Source organism: Staphylococcus auricularis (genome assembly GCF_051172115.1).
Lineage (GTDB): Bacteria > Bacillota > Bacilli > Staphylococcales > Staphylococcaceae > Staphylococcus > Staphylococcus auricularis_A.
The window spans coordinates 40,222-62,180 of record NZ_JBPIZN010000004.1 but is presented as its reverse complement, the minus strand read 5'-3'; the positions used below and the strand labels follow the sequence as shown (position 1 = coordinate 62,180).

Annotated in this window: 20 protein-coding genes and 1 riboswitch; of the genes, 12 read left to right on the top strand and 8 right to left on the bottom strand. The window is 38.3% G+C overall.

The genetic code is table 11. The features are described 5' to 3' along the window. The first annotated feature begins 220 nt into the window (after positions 1 to 220). The 7 genes from xylB (at position 221) to ACSBRB_RS08150 (ending at position 6,040) form a co-directional block, all read left to right on the top strand. Positions 221 to 1,726 carry a xylulokinase gene (gene xylB / locus ACSBRB_RS08180; protein WP_059107057.1) on the top strand — a complete coding sequence of 502 codons (1,506 nt, stop codon included), beginning with the start codon at positions 221 to 223 and terminating at the stop codon, positions 1,724 to 1,726. 103 nt (positions 1,727 to 1,829) lie between these two features. Beyond that, a riboswitch (TPP riboswitch) is annotated at positions 1,830 to 1,939 on the top strand. 71 nt (positions 1,940 to 2,010) lie between these two features. Further along, positions 2,011 to 2,592 carry a thiamine phosphate synthase gene (locus ACSBRB_RS08175; RefSeq protein WP_059107056.1) on the top strand — a complete coding sequence of 194 codons (582 nt, stop codon included), beginning with the start codon at positions 2,011 to 2,013 and terminating at the stop codon, positions 2,590 to 2,592. Further along, positions 2,592 to 3,713 (top strand): glycine oxidase ThiO, encoded by a 1,122-nt coding sequence (gene thiO / locus ACSBRB_RS08170; protein WP_059107104.1) that lies wholly within the window; start codon positions 2,592 to 2,594, stop codon positions 3,711 to 3,713. Before ACSBRB_RS08175 ends, thiO begins: the two co-directional genes overlap by 1 nt. Continuing rightward, on the top strand, positions 3,697 to 3,897 hold the full coding sequence (thiS, locus tag ACSBRB_RS08165) for a sulfur carrier protein ThiS (protein ID WP_435032375.1): 201 nt from the start codon (positions 3,697 to 3,699) through the stop codon (positions 3,895 to 3,897). The genes thiO and thiS overlap by 17 nt, the downstream gene beginning before the upstream one ends. A 1-nt stretch (position 3,898) precedes the next feature. Continuing rightward, complete coding sequence (locus tag ACSBRB_RS08160) at positions 3,899 to 4,666, top strand: thiazole synthase (protein ID WP_059107054.1); 768 nt, start codon at positions 3,899 to 3,901, stop codon at positions 4,664 to 4,666. After that, a complete protein-coding gene (locus ACSBRB_RS08155; RefSeq protein ID WP_059107103.1) occupies positions 4,666 to 5,664 on the top strand; it encodes a ThiF family adenylyltransferase in 999 nt (332 codons plus the stop codon). The genes ACSBRB_RS08160 and ACSBRB_RS08155 overlap by 1 nt, the downstream gene beginning before the upstream one ends. Before the next feature lie 121 nt (positions 5,665 to 5,785). Beyond that, positions 5,786 to 6,040 carry a TM2 domain-containing protein gene (locus tag ACSBRB_RS08150; protein WP_278926663.1) on the top strand — a complete coding sequence of 85 codons (255 nt, stop codon included), beginning with the start codon at positions 5,786 to 5,788 and terminating at the stop codon, positions 6,038 to 6,040. Between the two features lie 67 nt (positions 6,041 to 6,107). Here the strand turns inward: ACSBRB_RS08150 and ACSBRB_RS08145 are convergent, their stop codons facing one another. Beyond that, positions 6,108 to 7,079, bottom strand: coding sequence for an SMP-30/gluconolactonase/LRE family protein (locus ACSBRB_RS08145; RefSeq protein WP_150888374.1), 972 nt, complete (start codon positions 7,077 to 7,079; stop codon positions 6,108 to 6,110). Between the two features lie 447 nt (positions 7,080 to 7,526). On the opposite strand from ACSBRB_RS08145, the gene isdC reads away from it, so the two are divergent. Beyond that, on the top strand, positions 7,527 to 8,192 hold the full coding sequence (isdC, locus tag ACSBRB_RS08140; protein WP_435032374.1) for a heme uptake protein IsdC: 666 nt from the start codon (positions 7,527 to 7,529) through the stop codon (positions 8,190 to 8,192). Continuing rightward, the gene (locus ACSBRB_RS08135; protein WP_435032373.1) at positions 8,192 to 11,344 is read left to right on the top strand and encodes an NEAT domain-containing protein; all 3,153 of its coding nucleotides are present in this window, start codon (positions 8,192 to 8,194) and stop codon (positions 11,342 to 11,344) included. The genes isdC and ACSBRB_RS08135 overlap by 1 nt, the downstream gene beginning before the upstream one ends. A gap of 59 nt (positions 11,345 to 11,403) precedes the next feature. Here ACSBRB_RS08135 and ACSBRB_RS08130 read toward each other — a convergent pair whose 3' ends face one another. The 6 genes from ACSBRB_RS08130 to rpmH all read right to left on the bottom strand — a co-directional run bounded on the left by ACSBRB_RS08130 (position 11,404) and on the right by rpmH (position 17,100). Beyond that, positions 11,404 to 12,240, bottom strand: coding sequence for a ParB/RepB/Spo0J family partition protein (locus ACSBRB_RS08130; protein WP_203071457.1), 837 nt, complete (start codon positions 12,238 to 12,240; stop codon positions 11,404 to 11,406). A 34-nt stretch (positions 12,241 to 12,274) separates the two neighbouring features. Further along, complete coding sequence (gene rsmG, locus ACSBRB_RS08125; protein WP_059107048.1) at positions 12,275 to 13,000, bottom strand: 16S rRNA (guanine(527)-N(7))-methyltransferase RsmG; 726 nt, start codon at positions 12,998 to 13,000, stop codon at positions 12,275 to 12,277. A 1-nt stretch (position 13,001) separates the two neighbouring features. After that, positions 13,002 to 14,879, bottom strand: a complete 1,878-nt coding sequence (gene mnmG, locus ACSBRB_RS08120) for a tRNA uridine-5-carboxymethylaminomethyl(34) synthesis enzyme MnmG (RefSeq protein WP_435032372.1) — start codon at positions 14,877 to 14,879, stop codon at positions 13,002 to 13,004. A gap of 16 nt (positions 14,880 to 14,895) precedes the next feature. Beyond that, complete coding sequence (mnmE, locus tag ACSBRB_RS08115) at positions 14,896 to 16,275, bottom strand: tRNA uridine-5-carboxymethylaminomethyl(34) synthesis GTPase MnmE (protein ID WP_435032370.1); 1,380 nt, start codon at positions 16,273 to 16,275, stop codon at positions 14,896 to 14,898. Positions 16,276 to 16,422: 147 nt separating this feature from the next. Beyond that, entirely contained in the window at positions 16,423 to 16,767 is a 345-nt protein-coding gene (gene rnpA, locus ACSBRB_RS08110; RefSeq protein WP_435032369.1) for a ribonuclease P protein component, read from the bottom strand. A 195-nt stretch (positions 16,768 to 16,962) separates the two neighbouring features. After that, complete coding sequence (gene rpmH / locus ACSBRB_RS08105) at positions 16,963 to 17,100, bottom strand: 50S ribosomal protein L34 (RefSeq protein WP_000240855.1); 138 nt, start codon at positions 17,098 to 17,100, stop codon at positions 16,963 to 16,965. Between the two features lie 797 nt (positions 17,101 to 17,897). Here rpmH and dnaA point away from each other — a divergent pair. Next, positions 17,898 to 19,259 (top strand): chromosomal replication initiator protein DnaA, encoded by a 1,362-nt coding sequence (gene dnaA, locus ACSBRB_RS08100; protein ID WP_203071456.1) that lies wholly within the window; start codon positions 17,898 to 17,900, stop codon positions 19,257 to 19,259. A 227-nt stretch (positions 19,260 to 19,486) separates the two neighbouring features. Then, a complete protein-coding gene (dnaN, locus tag ACSBRB_RS08095) occupies positions 19,487 to 20,617 on the top strand; it encodes a DNA polymerase III subunit beta (protein WP_435032368.1) in 1,131 nt (376 codons plus the stop codon). Positions 20,618 to 20,723: 106 nt separating this feature from the next. Here the strand turns inward: dnaN and ACSBRB_RS08090 are convergent, their stop codons facing one another. Beyond that, positions 20,724 to 21,095, bottom strand: a complete 372-nt coding sequence (locus ACSBRB_RS08090; protein ID WP_435032367.1) for a hypothetical protein — start codon at positions 21,093 to 21,095, stop codon at positions 20,724 to 20,726. Positions 21,096 to 21,195: 100 nt separating this feature from the next. Here ACSBRB_RS08090 and ACSBRB_RS08085 point away from each other — a divergent pair, with 100 nt between their 5' ends. Beyond that, positions 21,196 to 21,870 (top strand): hypothetical protein, encoded by a 675-nt coding sequence (locus ACSBRB_RS08085; RefSeq protein WP_435032366.1) that lies wholly within the window; start codon positions 21,196 to 21,198, stop codon positions 21,868 to 21,870. Positions 21,871 to 21,959: the final 89 nt, after the last annotated feature.

The window sequence follows — 21,959 nt, the reverse complement described above, 5'->3', positions numbered from 1 at the left end:
GTATTCGTTCTCTGAACCGTTAGCCTTACCTATAGAGTTAAAACGTTGATATGACAGTGTTTCTAAAGATTTGATCTCCCCTCCCCTATTTTTTAAATCTCATTTATAATCTATCTTATTCTTATAACGGTTCCAGCTTGCAAAGTGTTAAATTTTATTGTTATATCTTAAAAGTAAAAACGTATAGAATTTGAGTGAATGATCAAAAAGGAAGAGATGTATGGATAACATTGTATTAGGTATCGATATCGGTACAAGCTCAGTTAAAACCATAGCTGTTAATCAACAAGGTACAGTACTCGCGAGTGTCAGTGAACCTTTAACTATAGAACATCAACAATCAGGTTACAGTGAACAACATCCTGACGCGTGGGTAGCAGCTACTAAAGCTAACATACGTAAATTAGTCGACGATCCTTCGATTGACCATACAAAAATCGAAGGTATTTCATTTTCTGGCCAAATGCATAGTCTGGTCATACTAGATGAGAGTCACCGTCCGCTGCGTAATGCGATATTGTGGAACGATACCCGTTCAACACCACAGTGCGAAACGATCAAAGCACAACTTGGAGATTATGTTTTAGACAATCCCGTATTAGAAGGGTTCACATTAACGAAAATGTTGTGGGTCCAACAAAACGAACCGGATCTTTGGCATAAAGTGAGTGTCTTTTTATTGCCCAAAGATTATGTGCGCTTCGCTTTAACCGGAGAACTTCACATGGAATATGCAGATGCTTCTAGCACATTACTACTCGACCCAGATACCAAGACATGGGACAAATCCATCGGTGAACAGTTTGGAATTCACGATATTTATCCTGAACTCGTCTCTTCACAACAATGTGTAGGTACAATCAAACCGAATGTTGCCGATGAACTAGGACTAAATAATCATGTGGCTGTCTTTGCGGGCGGTGGCGACAATGCAGCAGGTGCTGTAGGGGCAGGCGTCATTCGTAATGGCGAAGCGCTGTGCAGTATTGGTACCTCTGGCGTCTTTTTAATTTGTGATGACGAACATGAAACAACTTATCGCCGTAACATTCATTTATTCCAACATAGTGTCGATGATATGTCTTACGCAATGGCTGTCACATTGGCAGCAGGGGACAGTCTCAGTTGGTTTAAACAAACGGTTTTACCTGATACCAGCTTTAGCAATATCGTTGAACTTGCGAGTCGGTCTACGATAGGCGCACGAGGGCTTGTATTTACACCTTACTTATCAGGAGAACGAACACCTCATGGCGATGCTTCCATTCGAGGTAGCTTTATCGGGCTTAGTCATTTACATACTTCTGCTGATTTAGCACGAGCAGTCATCGAAGGTATTACCTATTCACTGTATGACGCAGTGGAATATATCCGATCACTTGGAAAAGATGTGTCCCATATCGTTTCTATTGGTGGCGGCGCAAAAAGTGAATTCTGGTTACAATTACAAGCCGACGTGTTCAATACACACGTTAGTAAATTGAAATACGAAGAAGGTCCTTCGATGGGCGCAGCGATGATCGCAGCGAAGGGCGTTGGTTGGTTTGAGAGTATTGAATCATGCGTCAATACATGGATTGAATACGACAAGTCGTTCACGCCAAATCAAGCCAATCACGATAACTATATGCGTTATTTTGACATCTATCAAAGTGTTTATGAACACACCCAGCCGCTGACAAAACAACTGCTTCAATTATCCACAGCACAACACTCTGAGGTGTAAAATAACATGACGCCTAGCTTGCAACGCTATCACCATTGCGATATATTATAACTGTCAAATACGTTAGCGCTATCTTTTTGATAGAAACAAATTAAATAGAGTATAAAACCACTGGAAGTGCCTTTGTTAAAGGCTGAGATTAAAGTAGCGACTTTGGGATTCCTGGAACCTGATCCAGTTTATACTGGCGTAGGAAAGTGTCGTTTTCATCAATATATAACATCGATCTCAACGTTATTTTCCTACTGAGGAAAATAACGTTTTTTTATTTGGAGTGATTTAAAATGTTCGTAGCTATTACCCGTTATCAAGCACTTACTGAAGCGGATGCGAAACACTATACAGCCATTGCACCTGCCATTGACTATCTAATCCTACGTACACCAATGGATACAAAATCACTCGTTCATTGGGTAAACCAAGCCCTCGCTCATGGCTTTCCCAAAGATAAATTGATGATACATAGTGATGAAAAAGTGTTAGCACAGTGTCATTTGACTGGTATTCATTTTCGAGAAGGTGATCCACGTGCAGCACGGTATAAACAGCAACATCCAGATGTGATTGTCAGCCAAGCGACTCACCACGCAACAAGTATCCAGCAAGCAAGTAATGACCAACTAGACTTTGTGTTATTCGGCCATCTTTTTAACACAGCTTCAAAACCAGGTCAGGCTCCAAGAAGTGAGACTGAAATACAAGCAGCACTCGAGATTCAAGACATTCCAATCATCGCGTTAGGTGGTATTAATACGAAAACAATCAATCAAGTGCCAAGCGGTTTTAGTGGTATTGCAGCGATTTCTCTCTTTGCCACTCAAAACTTGACGACGCTTACTGATTTAAGAAAGGCGTGGCATAAATGATGTATGACGTAATCATTATAGGTTCTGGAGTGATGGGTTTATCTGTCGCCAAATCACTCAGTGAATCTGATCTCAATATCGTAGTCATCGATCGAGATATCCCAGGTATGCATGCTTCTTATAAAGCTGGCGGTATGTTAGGTGCACAAAACGAATTCACCTATGACAGCACTCTGTTTCGTCTTGCACTGAGAGCTCAACGTTTATTCGAACCGCTTCAAGCAGAATTAAAACAACAGACAGGGATAGATATCGAATATCAACAAAGTGGGTTAATTAAGTTAGCAGCAGCGCCAGAAGATAACGAGCAAGTCTTACAACAACAAGCTTTTCTACACAGTTATCACCCTGCGGTAAGACTGCTCTCTGAACATGAGCTCAGTGACATTACTCACCATACCGTAACAGCACCTCACCTAGCAGCAATGCATATTCCAACCGATCATCAAATCAATGCGAATAAGTATACGAAAGCATTACTGAAATCGATCATTCAAAATGGTGTGGAGCGCTATTATCAAACAGAAGTGACGCAAGTCGAAGCGAAAGATACAGGATATCAAGTTCATACTGATCAACATGGTATCCTGACCGCAAAACAAGTCATCGTCGCAGGCGGGGCTTGGAGTAACGAGTTGGTAAATGAACCTGAACTCGATAAAGCCGTCACAGGCGTGAAAGGGGAAGTCGTACTTGTGGAACATAAAGATCTCAAATTAGACACAACCATCTTTATGACCAATGGTTGTTATATCGTTCCGAAAGCAAAACACCGCTTCCTCATCGGTGCAACCAGTTATGTAAATGATTATTCGGTTGGCGTCTCTAACGAAGGTAAGGATTGGCTCTTGTCACATACAATTAAACATATTCCAGACATCGCGCAGAGTCAGATATTGAAAACGTGGTCAGGCATTCGACCTTATACACGGAATGAACAGCCGATTATGGATGAAATACAACCTGGTTTATTCGTCATCACTGGACATTATCGGAACGGCATCCTGCTCTCACCTTTAATCGGTCAGTTAATGAGTGAATGGGTGCTCAACCATGAACGTCCAGAATCATTCACAGATTTTCAATTTAAGCGAGGTGAACGCCATGAAATGCACAATTAACGGAGATGAATTTACGTTTGATCATGAATTATCTGTAGATGACATCATCACACATTTAGAGTTAGATGGACAACGCATCATCGTCGAACACAATAAGGATTTAATTAAAAAAGATCAATTTGATCAACGCATCGTCAAAGATGCAGATACGTTAGAATTACTAGAATTAGTTGGAGGCGGTTAATATGTTAAACATTGGACCATTTAAATTAAATTCACGCTTATTATTAGGTACTGGTAAATTTGCGGATGAAGAAACACAATCAAAAGCGATTCAAGCTTCTGAAACAGACGTGTTAACCTTCGCTGTACGCCGTATGAACCTTTATGACAAAAATTTACCTAATCCACTTGCTGATGTGGACTTATCAAAATTTGTGACATTCCCGAATACAGCAGGAGCTAAAACGACTGAAGAAGCGTTGCGCATTGCAGAAATTGCAGACCATGCTGGCGTATGTGACATGATCAAAGTAGAAATTATTGGTGACGATGATACACTACTTCCAGATCCATTCGCAACTTACGAAACATGTAAAATTTTATTAGATAAAGGCTTTATTGTCTGTCCTTATATTTCTAATGATGTCGTATTAGCCAAACGTTTAGAAGAACTAGGTGTACATGCAGTCATGCCACTTGCTTCACCAATCGGAACTGGACGCGGTATCAACAATCCGTTGAATTTACGTTACATCGTAGAACGTGTGAATGTACCTGTCATTGTAGATGCAGGTATCGGTTCACCAAAAGATGCTTGCCAAGTTATGGAATTAGGTGCAGATGGTATCTTACTTAATTCTGCAATCTCTAAAGCAGAAGATCCTGTTAAAATGGCTGAAGCGATGAAACTCGGTATTCAAGCGGGCCGTTTGAGCTACGAAGCTGGACGTATCCCAGTGAAATATACGGCAGAAGCATCTAGTCCGACAGAAGGTATCGGGTTCTTATGATTGATCGGTATAATCGCCAGGTGCGTTATGCGCCGTTTGGTGAAGCGGGTCAACAACAATTGATGCAAACACATGTCATGGTCATGGGTGCAGGTGCGTTAGGCAGCCATATTGCTGAACTCTTAGTACGAATGGGCATCGGTCAACTCACGATCATTGATATGGATATTGTGGAACGCTCTAATCTACATCGCCAAGCGTTATATGATGAAGATGATGCAGAACAATTGCGACCAAAAGTGACTGCGTTAACAGAGAAATTACAACGTATTAATGAGGAGGTCACAGTGACCCCACTCTATCAAGAGTTAACTCCAACCAACATCGAAGCACTATTAACTGAGCACCAACCCGACATTGTATTAGATGGCATGGATCATTTTGAAATCCGCTATTTAATCAACGAAGCATGCCATAAACACCACATTCCGTGGATTTATGGTGCTGCTGTAGGAAGTAAAGGCACCGTGTATGCGATTGACTTTACAGGCCCTTGTTTAAAATGTGTACTCGGTACGATGCCTGAAACAGGCGAAAGCTGTGCGATTAATGGGGTCATTCCACCTGCGATTTACCAAGTTGCGAGTACCGAAGTAAGTGAACTCATGCGCTTTGTGAGTGGTCACGGTTTCTCTAAAAAATTAATCATGTTAGATGCTTTTCAGTTGCGCTATCAAACGATGAATATCGATGTGTTAAAACAAGCGGATTGTCCTGTTTGTGAACAAGGAAATTATGAATTGTTAAATCAACCACAGCAACAGCATCTACAAAAATTATGTGGACGTACATTCTTGTGCCGTTTTGATTCTACCGTATTTGATTATGCCGATTATTTCCCAGGAAAAATTACTAAACAAAACGACTATGTGAAATTAATGCGTTACGATGATTATCAGCTGACATTATTCCGTGATGGTCGGATGAATATTTATGGTACAGATGATGCCAATGAAGCTAAAGCCTTGTACCATACGTTTAGTAAAGCATTAAAATGATAGTTTTGTTAAAATTTGTTATGATTAATTTTTGAATACATCAATAATACAATACTGATGTTTAATTCACAATTTAATAGAGAATATAAATAAAAATAATCATTATAGTGAGGGATCAATCATGGCACAACAAAATGCTCAACCCGAACCACGTAACAAGGTGATCGCTTATGTATTATGGTTCTTTCTAGGACAATTAGGTGTCCACCGCTTCTACTGCGGTAAAAACGGTACAGCAGTGATTCAGCTATTACTCGCACTGATCGGATACGCAACCACAGTGATTCTCATAGGTTACATCATTCTACCTATACTATGGCTATGGTTAATCGTAGACATATTCCTTATTCCTGGTATGTGTAACCATCCAAATTAACTATAAAAAGAGGCAAGGACGTCATAATCCTTGCCTCTTTTTTAAGTTTTAATATAATCATTTGTCATTAATGAAATTGATAACTGTTGTGCGCTTTACCAAAACCTTGGGCAGTAAACAGCCATGAATCGCCGTCATTATCCATATCGTTAGAACAGATAATTAATTGGTTTGTGCCAGGAATAAACGCTGGATGCGTTGAACGTAACATATGACCTTCGTCACGCCCTGGAATTAAGATTTGTCCGATAGGGTTACCACGATCGTTAAACACCATTACACGACCTTGTTGATACATTGCAACGTATAAATTATCGTCATCATCGATACAACAAGAGTCTGGACCATCATGCCCTGTGAAACGATATGGTATAGAGGCACCAAATGGGGCAACAGTCACGCCGTCATCTTCTAACTCAATACGATGTAGTCGATTCGCATTCGTTTCTGTTACCCAGAGCACACGTTCATCTTTACTTAACGCGACACCATTTGCGACTGCGATATTTTGAATCACAGGTGTCACAGATTGATAGTCTGGATCAACGTAATAAACACCACCGATTGGATTAGTTGAATAGCCTCTAAAGTCAGTAAAGTAGAAACCACCTTTACTATCAAATACTAAATCATCCACACAATATTCTGTATTGATATCAGAAATGATATCGTCAAATGCGGAACCATCTGGTTTTACGGCATAGATGCCACCTGAACTTTTGAAGTCACCTAAATAACTGATAAATAGACGACCATCTTTATGAATTTTTACTGAAGCGGGTTTTTCTTTTGTTGAGGTAAAGACATTTGAAACTGTTTTTTCAGGTAGATCAACGCGGTAGATTTTACCACCGAATACTTCACATAAATACAAGTTTTCTTCTCTATCGAAGCACAATCCTTCTAACTGTACACCTTCATCTGCAATTTTAAGCCACGGTTCAGCTGTTACAGTTTGAATTTGATCTTCTCCATTCGCAAAAGGGACCACACTTTTCACTTTGTCATAGCTTAAAGCTGGTTTAGCTTCTTCAGTCATATTTTCTCCTCCATTTCACGTCATCATTTGCTTAATTATATCGTATTTAAATATCAACTTAAAATAACTCTATCACGATGGCGTGTTGAAGTATTCCCTCAGAGAGACCTCCGTTTTATTTTTCACTTTTAAACATGCCCGCAGTCACACATTTTTAGAAAATGAAACCTTCCCTCAAAATGTTTAACGTGAAACATTTTAACAGGTTTCCCAATTCTTATTAAAACAAGAGGTTAAAGTGGTTAATTCTATGTTGTAGACTATTTATTTTTATATATAAAAAGCACCTTAATCCTTAATGGATCTCATGAAGTAGTTAAATACCCGTCATGACAATGCCTAAATCGTTTTCAAACTATTAAAAATTTTGTTGGCTTTGAGAATCGTTTTCAATAATATTAAAGCAGAGGTGTAATTTTTTCTTAAGCATCAGGAAGGAGCATGTGTATGAGTAGAGCAAAACGCTTGTTAGTCATGAGTATCATTTTTACAGTTCTCGCCTTCATAGGACTGAACCCAAATGTCTCAGCAGCAGAGAAAGATTTGAACTACGAAGTATTGAAATACAATACTGAGGATACCTCGATCGCCAATGATTATTTTAACAAACCCGCTAAAATCACTGACGATGGCAAAGCCCTCATTACCGTTAATCATGCCCACTGGATTACTGGCATGACCATTGAAGGAAAGAAAGGGACTGTCATTAACGAAGATAAAGCCAAAGATGAACGTACAACAGCTTATGAAATTAGTAAAACATCAGGAAAAGTTCAAGGCACGATAGATGTCTATATCGATGAAGAAGTTAATGGCAAACCATTCAAATACGACCATCATTACAACATTACATATCTATTCAAAGGAGATGACAACTCAGCAGCAGCTACAGCTACAACATCAGATCAAACTACTGATAAAGGATCTAGCGATACAACGACCGCTTCCTCTTCATCTGCAACACCACAATCTGGAAGCAGTGAAAAAGCCGTAGAAAACCCACAAACATCAGCAGGCCTCCCTATGTATTTCTACGCAGTACCAGCAGTCGCGCTCATCCTATTCATCATGACCCTATTCGTCAACAGAAAATACAACAGAGGTGACAATTAATGAGTAAATCCTGGAAAACGTTAGTAGCCACAACTTTAGTCGCTACAACTCTTACCCAACATCCAGCCATCGGTACATCATTTGGGCTTAATGGCCATGTACTACCAGCAGAAAATAATGCAGGTGATCCTGCTTTCCATCAAATTACACCCCAAAACTTTGATGAAAGTAAAACACAACCCGTATCATTTACCGTGCTGAAAGAGAATCAACAAGATGTCTCTTCTATGCAACGTTCAATGGACACAACTTCTGGTAAGATCGTAGAAGTGAATGGTCAAAAAATGGTCGTGTTAACCATTACAAGACAAAAACTTTGGCAAGATTTCAAGGTAGATAGTGGCCAAGGCTTACAATCGGTAAACGCGATTGCTTTAGACGAAGCAAATGATACGAAAACCGTAATGTTCCCATACAATAAAGATCAAGCCTTATACCAAGCAACAGTAGGCATTAATGCAGGTCCTATGGGCTTAATGCAACACACAACTTATATTAAAGTAGATGCACCTGCCGATCAGGAAACACCAACTCAACCTGAAGAGACTACTGCACCAAATACAAATGACAACGCAGGGAACGCACCTAGTGAAACAACACCAGCACCTGACAATACGAACAATGCAACACCAGAAGCACCTGCTGATCAAGGTACTACACCTGCAGAAGGTAACCACGGCGCAAACGAAGCAACACCGACTGCACCATCTGATACGTCACAAGCAAATCCAGCAGTAGGTCAAGAAACAATTGACTACGAAGTGTATAAAGATGGTACAACACAAACATCTGTCATGGATGGCTACATGGAAAAACCTGCCAAACTCGTTCACGAGAATGGTAAAACATACGTAGACTTCACACTCCAATATGCAGACTGGTGGAAATCATTTGAATTATACGAAGGTGACCGTCAATTACCGACACAAGTGGTTGTGGAAGATAAAGAAAATGATAAACGTGTGGTCCGTGCTGAAATCACACCAGGTACGACTGACTTAAATTCTAAAGTCCACATCATCGTGACTGGTATTCCGAACCTGAACTATAACCATAAATATACGACACAAATTCATTTCAAATCTCCAGTACCTGCACCAGTTGTGAATGAAGAAGAAAAACCAGAAGAAAATACACAACCACCTACAGACAACGAAACAACACCACCTGTAGATAACGGCGCTGAACAGCCTTCTGATAATGCGGGAGATAAACCTGCAGATAATGAAGCGGATAAACCTTCGGAAGATGGCAACAAGCCTGCCGACAATGACGCAGACAAACCTTCAGAAGAAACAGACAAACCTGCTGACAACGATGCGGATAAACCTTCGGAAGACGGCAACAAACCGGCAGACAATGACGCAGATAAACCTTCGGAAGACAGCGACAAACCTGCTGACAACGAAGGAGACAAGCCTTCAGAAGACGGTAACAAACCGGCGGACAACGAAGCTGAAAAACCATCTGAAGACGGCAATAAACCTGTAGATAACGGCGCAGAACAGCCTTCAGACAATCCGGGAGATAAACCGGCGGACAATGATGCAGACAAACCATCAGATGACAGCAACAAACCATCAGACAACGATGCGGACAAACCGTCAGAAGACAGCAATAAACCTGCTGACAACGAAGTAGATAAACCGGCGGAAGACAACCAAGCAACACAACCAACTGCACCATCGACAAATCCGCCTAAAAAAGAAGATTCAGCAAACGAAGCAGCTCAAAAAGTACAAAACATTGGTTACCAAGTGCATAAAGATGGTACGAAAGAACAGTCTGTAATGGATACGTACATGACGCACCCAGCTAAATTAATCACTAAAAATGGTAAACAATATGTCCAAGTGAACTTAAACAATGCTTCATGGTGGAGAGCATTTGAATTGTATGAAGACGGTAAAAAATTAGATATCCGTACAGTTTCAGAAGCAAATGATCAACGTCTCATCGAATTCGAAGTGCAACCAGGCACAAAAGTATTAAATTCTAAAGTGCATATCGTTGTAACAGGTGTACCTGGTTTACATTACGATAACCATTACACAACTCAACTCGAATTTGACCAAGCGATTCCTGAAGTTGAAAAAGACGCTCCAGCTAAAGACGAACAACAAGATGAAGGCGACAAACCTTCTAACAACGAAGCACCTTCATCAAACGATCAACAAGGCGACAAACCATCATCAGATGAAGGGTCTACTTCAGAACAAAAACCAGATAAACCGTCATCAAATCATGAGCATCAAAAAGGTGATAAACCTTCGAAACATCATCATTCACATGATACAGATGCAACTAACATGAATGGTACAAATCAAAACAATCATCACCAACATAACGATGCAACAAACAATAAAAAACCAGATCAAAAACAACAAGACGTTAATCAACAAGCAATTAACTTCAAAGTCGTTAAGAATGGTACAAATCAAATTTCTGTGATGGATGGCTATATGCAGCATCCAGCACATCTCGTAACTAAAGATGGTAAACAATACCTTGAATTTACGATCGACCATGCCTCATGGTGGAAAGCATTTGATATCTATCACAACGGTCAAAAATTACCGATGACAACTGTGAAAGAACAAAACGATACGCGTACTGTACACGTTGAAGTTCAACCAGGTATGGAACAGTTCGATGCGAAAGTACACATCGTTGTTCCAGGTATTAACTATGACAACCATTACACAACGCAAATTCTTTTAGAAAAAGCAGTTCCAGAAATGGGTCAAATGGCTTCTGATTCAAATGACGCATTTGATCAAACTGAAGGTAATGGTAATGCAGAACAAGATACAGTACTTAGCAACGCATCAAACGATATGAATGGTGGTTCTGGTACTTCATCTGACGCTGCAACAACACCTAGCGACACTGCTTCAGGTCAAGACGGTACGATGACAAACAATGCTACATCTAACAACAGTACATCACCAGCAGCATCAACAACATCTGATGCTTCGAATAATTCAGCTCAAAGTGGATCTAATAGTCAACAAGCTACGAACCCACAAACAAGTGGTGATACTGAATCAAACTATGTTGTCTTTGCCGCAGCATTTGGTCTCGCACTCATCAGTTTAGTTGGCTCATTCTTCTTTAACAGACGTCAACGTAAAAACGAAGCGAACAAATAAGACACACCATAACTAAAAAAGGTCAGGACTCTAACTGGTCCTGACCTTTTCTTAATATCTTAATGTTTATACAGTTTAATTTTAATTTCGTAGTAAGACTCGTGATCTTTCATTTTTTGTTCGACCCGTACACCACTACGTTGAATGTTTTCGATACTTTTTCCAACTTCTTCGCGCGCTTGCGTTAAATCTTTCGCAAAATCAAATGTTTGCGCTTTTACTTTTTCCGGGCCTACAAGTTGTTTTACACGGGCTTCTGTTTGTTTCACATTCAATTTCTGTTGAATAATCGTATCAACGAGTTCTTCTTGTTTTTCGTCAGATAAACTTAATAACGCTCTGGCATGGCGTTCAGTAATTTTATTTTCTCTTAACTTTTCAAGTACTTTCGGTGCGAGTTTAAGAAGGCGAAGTTTATTCGCAATAAAGCTTTGGCTTTTACCTACACTTTTTGCGAGTTCACTCTGCGTTGTTTCACCAATTTCTAATAATTTTTTATAAGCTTCCGCTTCTTCTACCACAGATAAATTTTCACGTTGGATGTTTTCAATCAATGAGACCACTGCCGTCTCTTCATCATTAAGGTGACGAATAAGCACCTCTGCAAAGGGTTTTTGCAACTGCTGTAACGCTCTGAATCGGCGTTCCCCAGCGATGATTTCAAACATATTTTCTTCGATTGGTCGAACGACGATCGGTTGTAATAAGCCGTGTTCTTCGATAGAGTCTGCAAGTTCTTTTATCTTATTTGGTTCAAAGACCTGTCTCGGTTGATAACGATTGGGGACGATGCGTTCGGTTTGTATCGTTTCTACATTTTTATGATCATCTTCCTGATAACCAACGATATCTTCCTTATTTTTCAAACCAAATAATTTAGAAAAAGGTTTTTTCATATCTATGCGCTCCCTCTAAATTAATTGTTTTATCTCATTTCGATTCGTTTAACAGAGGAGATTTATTCGGTGTCCCTGGCTTACGTGGATATTTCTTCGGTGTTTTCCAACGTTTATCAATGACAAACATTTGTCGTTCTCCAGCATCTTCTGGCAGTTCAAACATAAATGATTCTTTGAGTTTACCACCCAACACGCTCATAGCAAAATCAGCTTCTTCTAACTCTTCTTTACCTTTCGAAGATTTCAGAGCGATGAAGTGACCACCTTTTTTCACAAGCGGTAAGCATAATTCGCTTAACACTGAAAGGCGTGCGACAGCTCGTGCAGTCACGACATCATAAGACTCCCGGTAGTCTCCCTTACCAAATGTTTCAGCTCGGTCATGCACAAAACTAACACCTGTTAACTGCAGGTCATCCGCAAGATGATTTAAAAATTGAATGCGTTTATTCAATGAATCCACGATGGTCACTTTCAACTCTGGGTAAACAATCTTAAGCGGAATGCTAGGAAAGCCAGCCCCAGCACCGACATCACAGATGCTGAGCGGACGATCAAAGTCATAGTAAAAGGCTGCAGTAATAGAATCATAAAAATGTTTGAGATAAACCTCATGTTCGTCTGTAATACTTGTTAAATTCATCTTTTCATTCCACTCAACAAGTAATTGATAATACGTATTAAATTGGTCTTGTTGCTCTTGTGACAATGTTATTCCATGTTCACTTAATTTCTCAGTTAGCCATTCAACACTCATTTTAGCTTTTCACCCTTTGAAGTTTTCCTTGTTCTAAATATACCAGTAATATTGAAATATCTGCAGGATTTACACCTGAAATACGTGAAGCTTGTGCGATGTTTAACGGTTTAACTTGTGCGAGTTTTTCACGTGCTTCTGATGCTAAGCTATCAATCACACTGTAATCCAAGTCTTCTGGAATACGTTTTTCTTCCATGCGTTTTACTTTTTCAACTTGTTGAAGTGATTTATTGATATAACCTTCGTATTTTGTTTGAATTTCGACTTGTTCTTCTACCGCTTCTGGTAAACGATGTTCTTCTTCTAAAATTTCTAGAATGACATCATAAGTCATTTCTGGACGTCTTAATAAGTCAATGGCTAAAATACCATCTTTCAAGCGTGAACCGCCTTCACGTTCAATAATTTCTTGAACATGGTCATGTGGTTTCACACGAATTTTTCCTAGACGTTCTTTTTCTTCATTAATCATATCGCGTTTTTCGTTAAAACGTGCATAACGTTCTTCAGAAATCATACCGAGTTCATAACCTAAATCTGTTAAACGTAAATCTGCATTATCATGACGTAATAATAAACGATATTCAGCTCTTGAAGTAAGTAGACGATATGGTTCGTTCGTACCTTTTGTAACAAGGTCATCGATTAATACGCCGATATAGCCATCTGAACGGCTAAGTATTTTTTCTCCAGTACCGAGCACTCTACCCGCAGCGTTAATACCAGCCATAATGCCTTGTCCAGCCGCTTCTTCATAACCAGACGTACCGTTGATTTGACCTGCTGTATAAAGGTTTTTAATTTTTTTCGTTTCTAGCGTTGGCCACAATTGTGTAGGTACAAGTGCGTCGTATTCAATCGCGTAGCCTGCGCGCATCATGTCTGCTTTTTCTAAACCTGGGATGGTTTCTAGCATTTGACGTTGTACATGTTCAGGAAGACTCGTAGATAAACCTTGAACGTACACTTCGTTTGTATGACGGCCTTCAGGTTCTAAGAAGAGTTGATGACGTGGTTTGTCATTAAAACGCACGAATTTATCTTCAATAGAAGGGCAATATCTAGGACCTGTACCTTTAACCATGCCTGAATACATCGCTGAGAGATGTAAATTATCATCGATGACTTGGTGTGTATCCCCATTTGTGTAAGTCAACCAACAAGGAAGTTGGTCTAAAATGTACTCTGTTGTTTCAAAACTAAATGCACGACCTACATCATCACCGGGTTGAATTTCAGTTTTAGAATAATCGATTGTTTTGCTGTTCACACGTGGTGGTGTACCTGTTTTGAATCTCACAACTTCAAAGCCGAGTGATCTGAGGTTATCAGATAATGGAATAGATGGAAGTTGGTGGTTCGGACCACTTGAATATTTGAGTGTTCCTAAAATGATTTCACCACGTAAGAAGGTACCGGTAGTCACAACTACCGCTGAAGCCCAGTATTCTGTACCTATATTTGTACGCACACCTTTCACTTCATCATCTTCTACGATGAGTTCATCTACCATACCTTGCATGACGTCTAAATTGTCTTCTTCTTCTAAGACGCGTTTCATTTCTTGTTGGTAAAGCACTTTATCTGCTTGGGCACGTAACGCACGTACGGCAGGTCCTTTACCTGTGTTTAACATACGCATTTGAATATGTGTTTTATCAATCGCTTTTGCCATTTGTCCGCCGAGTACATCGATTTCACGTACCACGATACCTTTTGCGGGTCCACCTACTGATGGATTACAAGGCATAAACGCGATATTATCTAAATTGATTGTCAGCATTAACGTTTTAGCACCACGTCGTGCAGATGCCAAGCCAGCTTCGATACCAGCATGTCCTGCACCTATGACGATGACATCATATGTTTGAGCCATGTTTTAGCCTCCTTAATTATTTACCTAGACAGAATTGGCTAAAGAGTTGATCGATGAGTTCATCGCTAGCTGATTCGCCAATGATTTCGCCTAAAATTTCCCATGTGCGTGTTAAGTCGATTTGTACCATATCCATTGGTACACCTGCTTCTGCAGCATCTATTGCATCTTGTATCGTATTGCGTGCTTGTTTCAATAATGAAATATGACGAGAGTTAGAAACATAGGTCATATCTTGATTTTGAACTTCACCGCCAAAGAATAAATCACGAATTTGTAATTCTAATTCATCTATCCCTTCTTGTTTTAACATTGAAGTTTGAATAAGCGGCATATCACCAATTAACGATTTAACTTCATCTATATCTAAACGTTGTTCTAAGTCCATCTTATTAATAATAACGATGGCATCCTCATTTTTAACTGCTTCATATAATTGACGATCCTCTTCAGTTAACGGTTCGTTATAATTTAATACGAAGAGCACGAGGTCTGCCTCACTGAGTGCTTTTCTAGAACGTTCAACCCCGATACGTTCAACGATATCTTCTGTGTCACGGATACCTGCTGTGTCCACAAGACGTAACGGAACACCGCGTACATTGACATATTCTTCTAATGTATCACGTGTTGTACCAGCAACTTCAGTGACAATCGCTTTATTATCTTGCAAGAGATTATTTAACATCGAAGACTTACCTACGTTTGGTTTACCTACGATAACAGTAGATAGTCCTTCTCTCATGATTTTCCCTTGGGTACTCGTTTCTAACAGTTGATTAATCTCTTTCTTAATCTGTTGAGATTGTTCGAGTAAAAAGTCTGACGTCGCATCTTCGACATCATCATATTCAGGATAATCGACGTTAACTTCGACCTGTGCGAGAATTTCGAGGATGGATTGTCGCTGTCGTTTAATCATATCACTTAATCGGCCTTCGAGCTGATTCATCGCTACTTTAGACGCCCGGTCAGTCTTAGAACGGATAAAGTCCATAACTGCTTCGGCTTGAGATAAATCAATACGTCCATTTAAGAACGCCCGTTTTGTATATTCACCTGGGTCAGCCATGCGTGCTCCATATGTCATCGTTAATTCAAGCACACGATTGATCGTTAAAATACCACCGTGACAATTGATTTCAACGATGTTTTCACGCGTAAACGTCTTAGGTGCACGTAATACGGAAACCATGACTTCTTCCACCGTTTCATTTGTTTCAGGATCGATGATATGGCCATAATTAATCGTATGAGATGCGACATCTTTTAACATTTGCTTTCCTTTATATAACTTGTCTGCAATGTCTATCGCATCTTCACCAGACATACGCACAATACCGATGGCACCTTCACCCATAGGTGTGGATATACTCGTTATTGTATCTAAATCCATATACTCCCCTCCTTAATAGGTCGTTTAATCATTACAATATTGTATCTTCTATTGAGCTAAATTGCGAACATCTTGTACAGTTAAAGCATGCATCTAATCGGTTAGACTTCGGGTTGTGTGAGGTAATACTGAATGGTGTCTTATCCCCTACCCTATCCGCTTGTTAAAGAGCTTCGCAATCTTCATCACATGTTCCAAACTACTTTGGATTTCTAAAGTACTCATATTTTTCGCAGGTTGTCTTGCAATCACGATAATATCTTTCGCATGGATATCTGCTTTATGTACTTTAAAGTTTTCTCTAATGCCACGTTTAATACGATTACGTATCACTGCATTACCTAGTTTTTTAGAAACACTAATTCCGAGACGAAAATGTGATTCATTATTTTCCTTAGAATATATAACAAATTGTCTGTTGGCGACTGACTTGCCATTTTTATAGATATTTTGAAAATCACTATTCTTCTTAATTCGATATGCTTTTTCCATTCTGTTTCACCTGCTTACTTCTCACATTTTTCCGCAAACGTTCCATCTCAAGCATGTGCACAAATAAGGTAGGGACATAGAATGTGTCCTTGAATTGTATCTCTTATTTCTACACACACAGCCAGATTTTAAACGTGGGTCATTTGTATTTTAATAGTTAAATGCAAAAAAAAGACCACTGATGAGTCAGTGATCTTATGCAGATAAAACTTTGCGGCCTTTACGACGACGACGCGCCAACACTTTGCGACCGTTTTTAGTGCTCATACGTTTTCTGAAACCATGCACTTTACTGTGTTTACGTTTATTTGGTTGATAAGTACGTTTTACCATGCAAAAACACCTCCATCTTTAATTCAACTATCTATCATTTCATATGTTTTTCATGTGGCGTTTGTCACGTTTCGTTATGATTTGAATCAAACACTGATATCAAATCAATATGCTAACTCAATAGCTGAAACAACATGTTTCAAACACATCGTCGAAAAACTTTTATCTAAATTAATAGATCTATTTTCGTTTTTGCTACACATCTTGATTTAACTCAATAAATATCTAGTCATAATTCAAGCAACTACTACAATATAACAAAATACTTTTTATAAAGCAAGTAGCAATTTAATAGTTTTTGGTATCTTTATCCCTTTGTATAAACCGCTTCATGTTCAGCTTTAGCATCGCTTTGTGAATGGCTCTATTCAACATTCTTTTCTCGCTATATACATATTTTATACAGCTTCATAAATTATTTCCCAAGCCCATTTTTATGATTTTTCGTCCCTAGTCCCTCCCACAATTTATACACAATAGAAACATCTTTTACTGTGGATAACTATTTTAAAATACACATTATTTCCTCATACTTAACCACATATTCACAGCAAGTTGACATTATCAGATGTTAAAAAGTATAATTATGTGGATAAGTCCTCTAATGATTGATGTATCTAGGATTTATTTTTTAATATTATAACCAAAATCACTGTGTATAAACTATAAATCACTTAAAGTTATCCACTGTTTGTGATTAACTTGTGGATAATTACTCACAGGTGTGATTATCTTTTAATCATTGCTGTGATTTCTGTGTATAACTTTTAAAATTAATTAATATTGGAGTTATTAATATGTCAGAACAAGAAATTTGGGATAAAGTACTAGAAACTGCTGAAAAAGAAATTGCCGCACCAAGCTACAATACTTTTATCAAGGGAACAGAACTTTATTCTTTAACAGATGAACAAGCAGTCATCGTCACGGACGAAGACTTTACTGCAGGTTGGCTTGAAAAATCCTACACCGACGTGATTAAAGGATTTATTTATGATGTCATTGGCCACGAAGTTGAGCCGAAATTCTATTCTAAAGATCAACTTCAAAGTCTCAATGAAGAATCAAAAACTCAGCCCCAACCTGAACCAGAAACATCACAATTCAAAAATGTAGATGAAGCCGAAATTGGCCGTGCTCAATTCAACGAGCATAATACCTTCGAAACCTTCGTCATCGGACCAGGTAACCAATTTTCACACGCAGCAAGTTTAGCTGTCGCTGAACAACCTGCGAAAGCTTACAATCCGCTCTTTATCTATGGCGGCGTAGGTTTAGGTAAAACGCATTTAATGCATGCGATCGGTCAATTTATTTTAGACGAACATCCTGATACGAAAGTACTCTATACTTCAAGCGAAAAATTTATGAACGAATTCATTAAATCTATTCGTGAAAATGAAGCACAACAATTCAGAGATAAATACCGTAATATCGATATTCTGTTAATCGACGACATCCAGTTTATTCAGGATAAAATTCAAACCCAAGAAGAATTTTTCCATACCTTCAACGAGTTGCACCAAGCACATAAACAAATCGTTATCTCAAGCGATCGCCCGCCAAAAGAAATTGCGAAATTAGAAGATCGTTTACGTTCTCGCTTTGAATGGGGCTTACTCGTAGATATTACGCCACCCGATTATGAAACACGAATGGCGATTCTACAGAAAAAAGTAGCTGAAGAAGATCTCGAAATTCCGACTGAAGCGTTGACTTACATCGCAAACCAAATCGAATCCAACGTGCGTGAATTAGAAGGCGCACTTACACGTGTCATCGCATTTTCAAAACTGCAAAACGAACCAATCACAACTGAACTTACTGCAGCAGCACTTAAAGATATTATTCAAGCGCCAAAATCTAAGAAAATTACCGTTCAAGATATCCAAAAAGTGGTAGGAGATTACTATAGCGTAAGAATAGAAGATTTCAGTGCGAAAAAAAGAACGAAATCCATCGCTTATCCGCGCCAAATTGCAATGTATCTTTCACGCGAGCTTACTGATTTTTCTTTACCTAAAATTGGTGAAGAATTCGGCGGCCGTGATCATACCACAGTCATTCACGCCTACGATAAAATTGTGAAAGACATGCAAGAAGATCCAACATTCAAAGAAGAAGTGGAGAATTTAGAAAAAGAAATTCGCAAACAATAACACTGTACTATAACAGTTTACGTACAAAATGTTCGCATTTCGTTTATTATAAACTGTGGATAATGTGTAAAAGTTGTACACACCATGCACAGGTTATCCACACGACTTAAACTATGATCACGTTGCGATGAATCAAGTTATCCACTAATTCACAAGCTCTACTACTACTACTACGACTTTAAAACCTATATAATTTTATATATAACGACTGGAAGGAGTTATACTTAATGGAATTTACAATCAAAAGAGATTATTTTATCAATCAACTTAATGACACACTAAAAGCAATTTCACCCCGTACAACATTACCCATCCTAACTGGTATTAAGATCGACGCTAAAGATAGCGAAGTGATTCTTACTGGTTCAGATTCTGAAATCTCAATTGAGATCACAATTCCAACACAAGTTGACGGAGAAGATATTGTTGAAATCAGTGAATCTGGTTCAGTCGTACTTCCTGGTCGTTTCTTCGTAGATATTATTAAAAAATTACCAGGTGACGACGTTAAATTATCTACAAACGCACAATTCCAAACACTGATCACTTCAGGTCATTCTGAATTCAACCTTAGTGGGTTAGATCCAGATCAATACCCATTACTACCTGAAGTTTCCCGCGATGACGCGATTCAGCTTTCAGTCAAAGTATTGAAAAATATCATCGCACAAACGAATTTCGCGGTGTCCACCTCAGAAACACGCCCAGTACTCACTGGGGTCAACTGGCTTATACAAGACAATGAATTAATATGCACAGCTACAGACTCACACCGCTTAGCCGTAAGAAAACTTGCGCTTGCAGATGAATCAGAAGATAAAAATGTCATCATTCCAGGTAAAGCACTCTCAGAATTAAATAAAATTATGAGCGATAGCGACGAAGATATTGATATTTTCTTCGCTTCAAACCAAGTATTGTTTAGAGTAGGGCACGTAAACTTTATTTCTCGTTTACTCGAAGGTCACTATCCAGATACGTCTCGCTTGTTCCCTGAAAACTACGAAATCAAATTAGGCATTGAAAATACTGAATTCTATCATGCCATTGATCGTGCGTCATTGCTTGCACGTGAAGGTGGTAACAACGTCATCAAACTAAGCACAGGCAATGATTTAGTTGAACTTTCTTCTACTTCTCCTGAAATTGGTACGGTTAAAGAAGAAGTGAGTGCTACTGATGTTGAGAGTGGCAACTTGAAAATTTCATTCAACTCTAAATACATGATGGATGCGTTAAAAGCCATTGACAGTGATGAAGTCGATGTCGAATTCTTCGGTACGATGAAACCATTTATCTTAAAACCAAAAGAAGACGACTCAGTGACACAATTAATCTTGCCAATCAGAACTTATTAATCGATAAAATTTATGGTTTGTCCACAACCGCTTTATTAATAAAATTAAATAACATAAAAAAACTCAGCCACTTTTATGAGATGGCTGAGTTTTTTGTTGCAAATAGTTATGAGTTGTTAGGGTCTTCCAACTTAATTGATTCTAGTTCAGGCGTTTCAGGTAAAAATGGATGATCTATTTTTATCACCATATGCGCAGGTTTATTATTGATTTTGATATTATAATACCCCTTGTCATCACTACCTTGATTATCAGAAAGTAGTGTAATCGAAATTTTTTGAGTATTTTTCAAAAAATGAGAAGTTTTATGATTTGCAGATATTTTGTTTAAACTTTTTGTATCATGCTTAGCTATATAATTATTAATTTTTTTCTCGGAAGAATAACCAACCCATTTATCAAAGAAGAAAAAGTTCACAAAAATATAACAAATAACTAAGATAATGATTAAACTAATGATATAAGCAGACTTTTTCATAAACACACCTTTAATTTGATTATTATTTTTATAAATTAATGGTAACATAAAGATAGATAGATTTTGTAAATTTATAAGTAATTTTATTAGGAGTGTTAAAATGAAAAAAATTGCGAAATTAGTCGTTGTTGAAATTTTAGTTTTAAGTATCGGAATAAATGGCTTTCAGTTAAATAGCGCTTATGCCTCGGAAAATGAAAGTACCCCACCTCAGAATATTAAACTAGTAGGAACATATAGTAAGTCTCAAGTTGATTCTAATACTATGACACAATTGAAAAGTATTGAAAAAGAAGATAGTGAATTTCATGTTATTCAAAATGGTAATACAGTAGTGATTGAAGATATATTACCCAATCCTAAAGGGCAAAATTCTAATGGAAATAGAGAAAACAACACCGAGGTTGTTAATTTTTCTGAATTTATTGGAAATATGGATGGTGAAGTAACATCTCAAAATTCAGATTCAAACAGAGCATACAAGGGACAGAAAGACGGACAAAAAGTAAAAAAGGGAACTCATGTACATTGTAATCGCTTTAATGGGACAAAGTCTGATCATAGATATTGGTCAAAAAAACATCCAAAGGCTTACGTAGATTTTTATAAAAGTGACTGCTGGTATCATGCAAAAGCATATAAATGTTCATCTTTAGGAAAAATGACGAAATGTGACGGGTTGAATGTCAAGAAAAAAGGAGTTAAAGATTGTTCATCGTGGAAAGGAAAACCTAAACATAAAAATTGGCCTAAAACAGCTTGGTACAGAAATTAAATTAAACAATACAATCATTTTAATAGTATTAATGAGACTAGGATATTAAATCCTAGTCTTTTCATATTCTTTAAACATTTTAAATTTTG

Coding starts and splice junctions, on each gene's coding strand:
- ACSBRB_RS08085 (WP_435032366.1), top strand. CDS start 21,196: ATGAAAAAAATTGCGAAATTAGTCGTTGTTGAAATTTTAGTTTTAAGT.
- rnpA (WP_435032369.1), bottom strand. CDS start 16,767: ATGGAAAAAGCATATCGAATTAAGAAGAATAGTGATTTTCAAAATATC.
- ACSBRB_RS08090 (WP_435032367.1), bottom strand. CDS start 21,095: ATGAAAAAGTCTGCTTATATCATTAGTTTAATCATTATCTTAGTTATT.
- ACSBRB_RS08135 (WP_435032373.1), top strand. CDS start 8,192: ATGAGTAAATCCTGGAAAACGTTAGTAGCCACAACTTTAGTCGCTACA.
- dnaA (WP_203071456.1), top strand. CDS start 17,898: ATGTCAGAACAAGAAATTTGGGATAAAGTACTAGAAACTGCTGAAAAA.
- rpmH (WP_000240855.1), bottom strand. CDS start 17,100: ATGGTAAAACGTACTTATCAACCAAATAAACGTAAACACAGTAAAGTG.
- thiS (WP_435032375.1), top strand. CDS start 3,697: ATGAAATGCACAATTAACGGAGATGAATTTACGTTTGATCATGAATTA.
- ACSBRB_RS08130 (WP_203071457.1), bottom strand. CDS start 12,240: ATGAAAAAACCTTTTTCTAAATTATTTGGTTTGAAAAATAAGGAAGAT.
- rsmG (WP_059107048.1), bottom strand. CDS start 13,000: ATGAGTGTTGAATGGCTAACTGAGAAATTAAGTGAACATGGAATAACA.
- xylB (WP_059107057.1), top strand. CDS start 221: ATGGATAACATTGTATTAGGTATCGATATCGGTACAAGCTCAGTTAAA.
- mnmG (WP_435032372.1), bottom strand. CDS start 14,879: ATGGCTCAAACATATGATGTCATCGTCATAGGTGCAGGACATGCTGGT.
- mnmE (WP_435032370.1), bottom strand. CDS start 16,275: ATGGATTTAGATACAATAACGAGTATATCCACACCTATGGGTGAAGGT.
- thiO (WP_059107104.1), top strand. CDS start 2,592: ATGTATGACGTAATCATTATAGGTTCTGGAGTGATGGGTTTATCTGTC.
- ACSBRB_RS08150 (WP_278926663.1), top strand. CDS start 5,786: ATGGCACAACAAAATGCTCAACCCGAACCACGTAACAAGGTGATCGCT.
- ACSBRB_RS08145 (WP_150888374.1), bottom strand. CDS start 7,079: ATGACTGAAGAAGCTAAACCAGCTTTAAGCTATGACAAAGTGAAAAGT.
- isdC (WP_435032374.1), top strand. CDS start 7,527: ATGAGTAGAGCAAAACGCTTGTTAGTCATGAGTATCATTTTTACAGTT.
- ACSBRB_RS08175 (WP_059107056.1), top strand. CDS start 2,011: ATGTTCGTAGCTATTACCCGTTATCAAGCACTTACTGAAGCGGATGCG.
- dnaN (WP_435032368.1), top strand. CDS start 19,487: ATGGAATTTACAATCAAAAGAGATTATTTTATCAATCAACTTAATGAC.
- ACSBRB_RS08160 (WP_059107054.1), top strand. CDS start 3,899: ATGTTAAACATTGGACCATTTAAATTAAATTCACGCTTATTATTAGGT.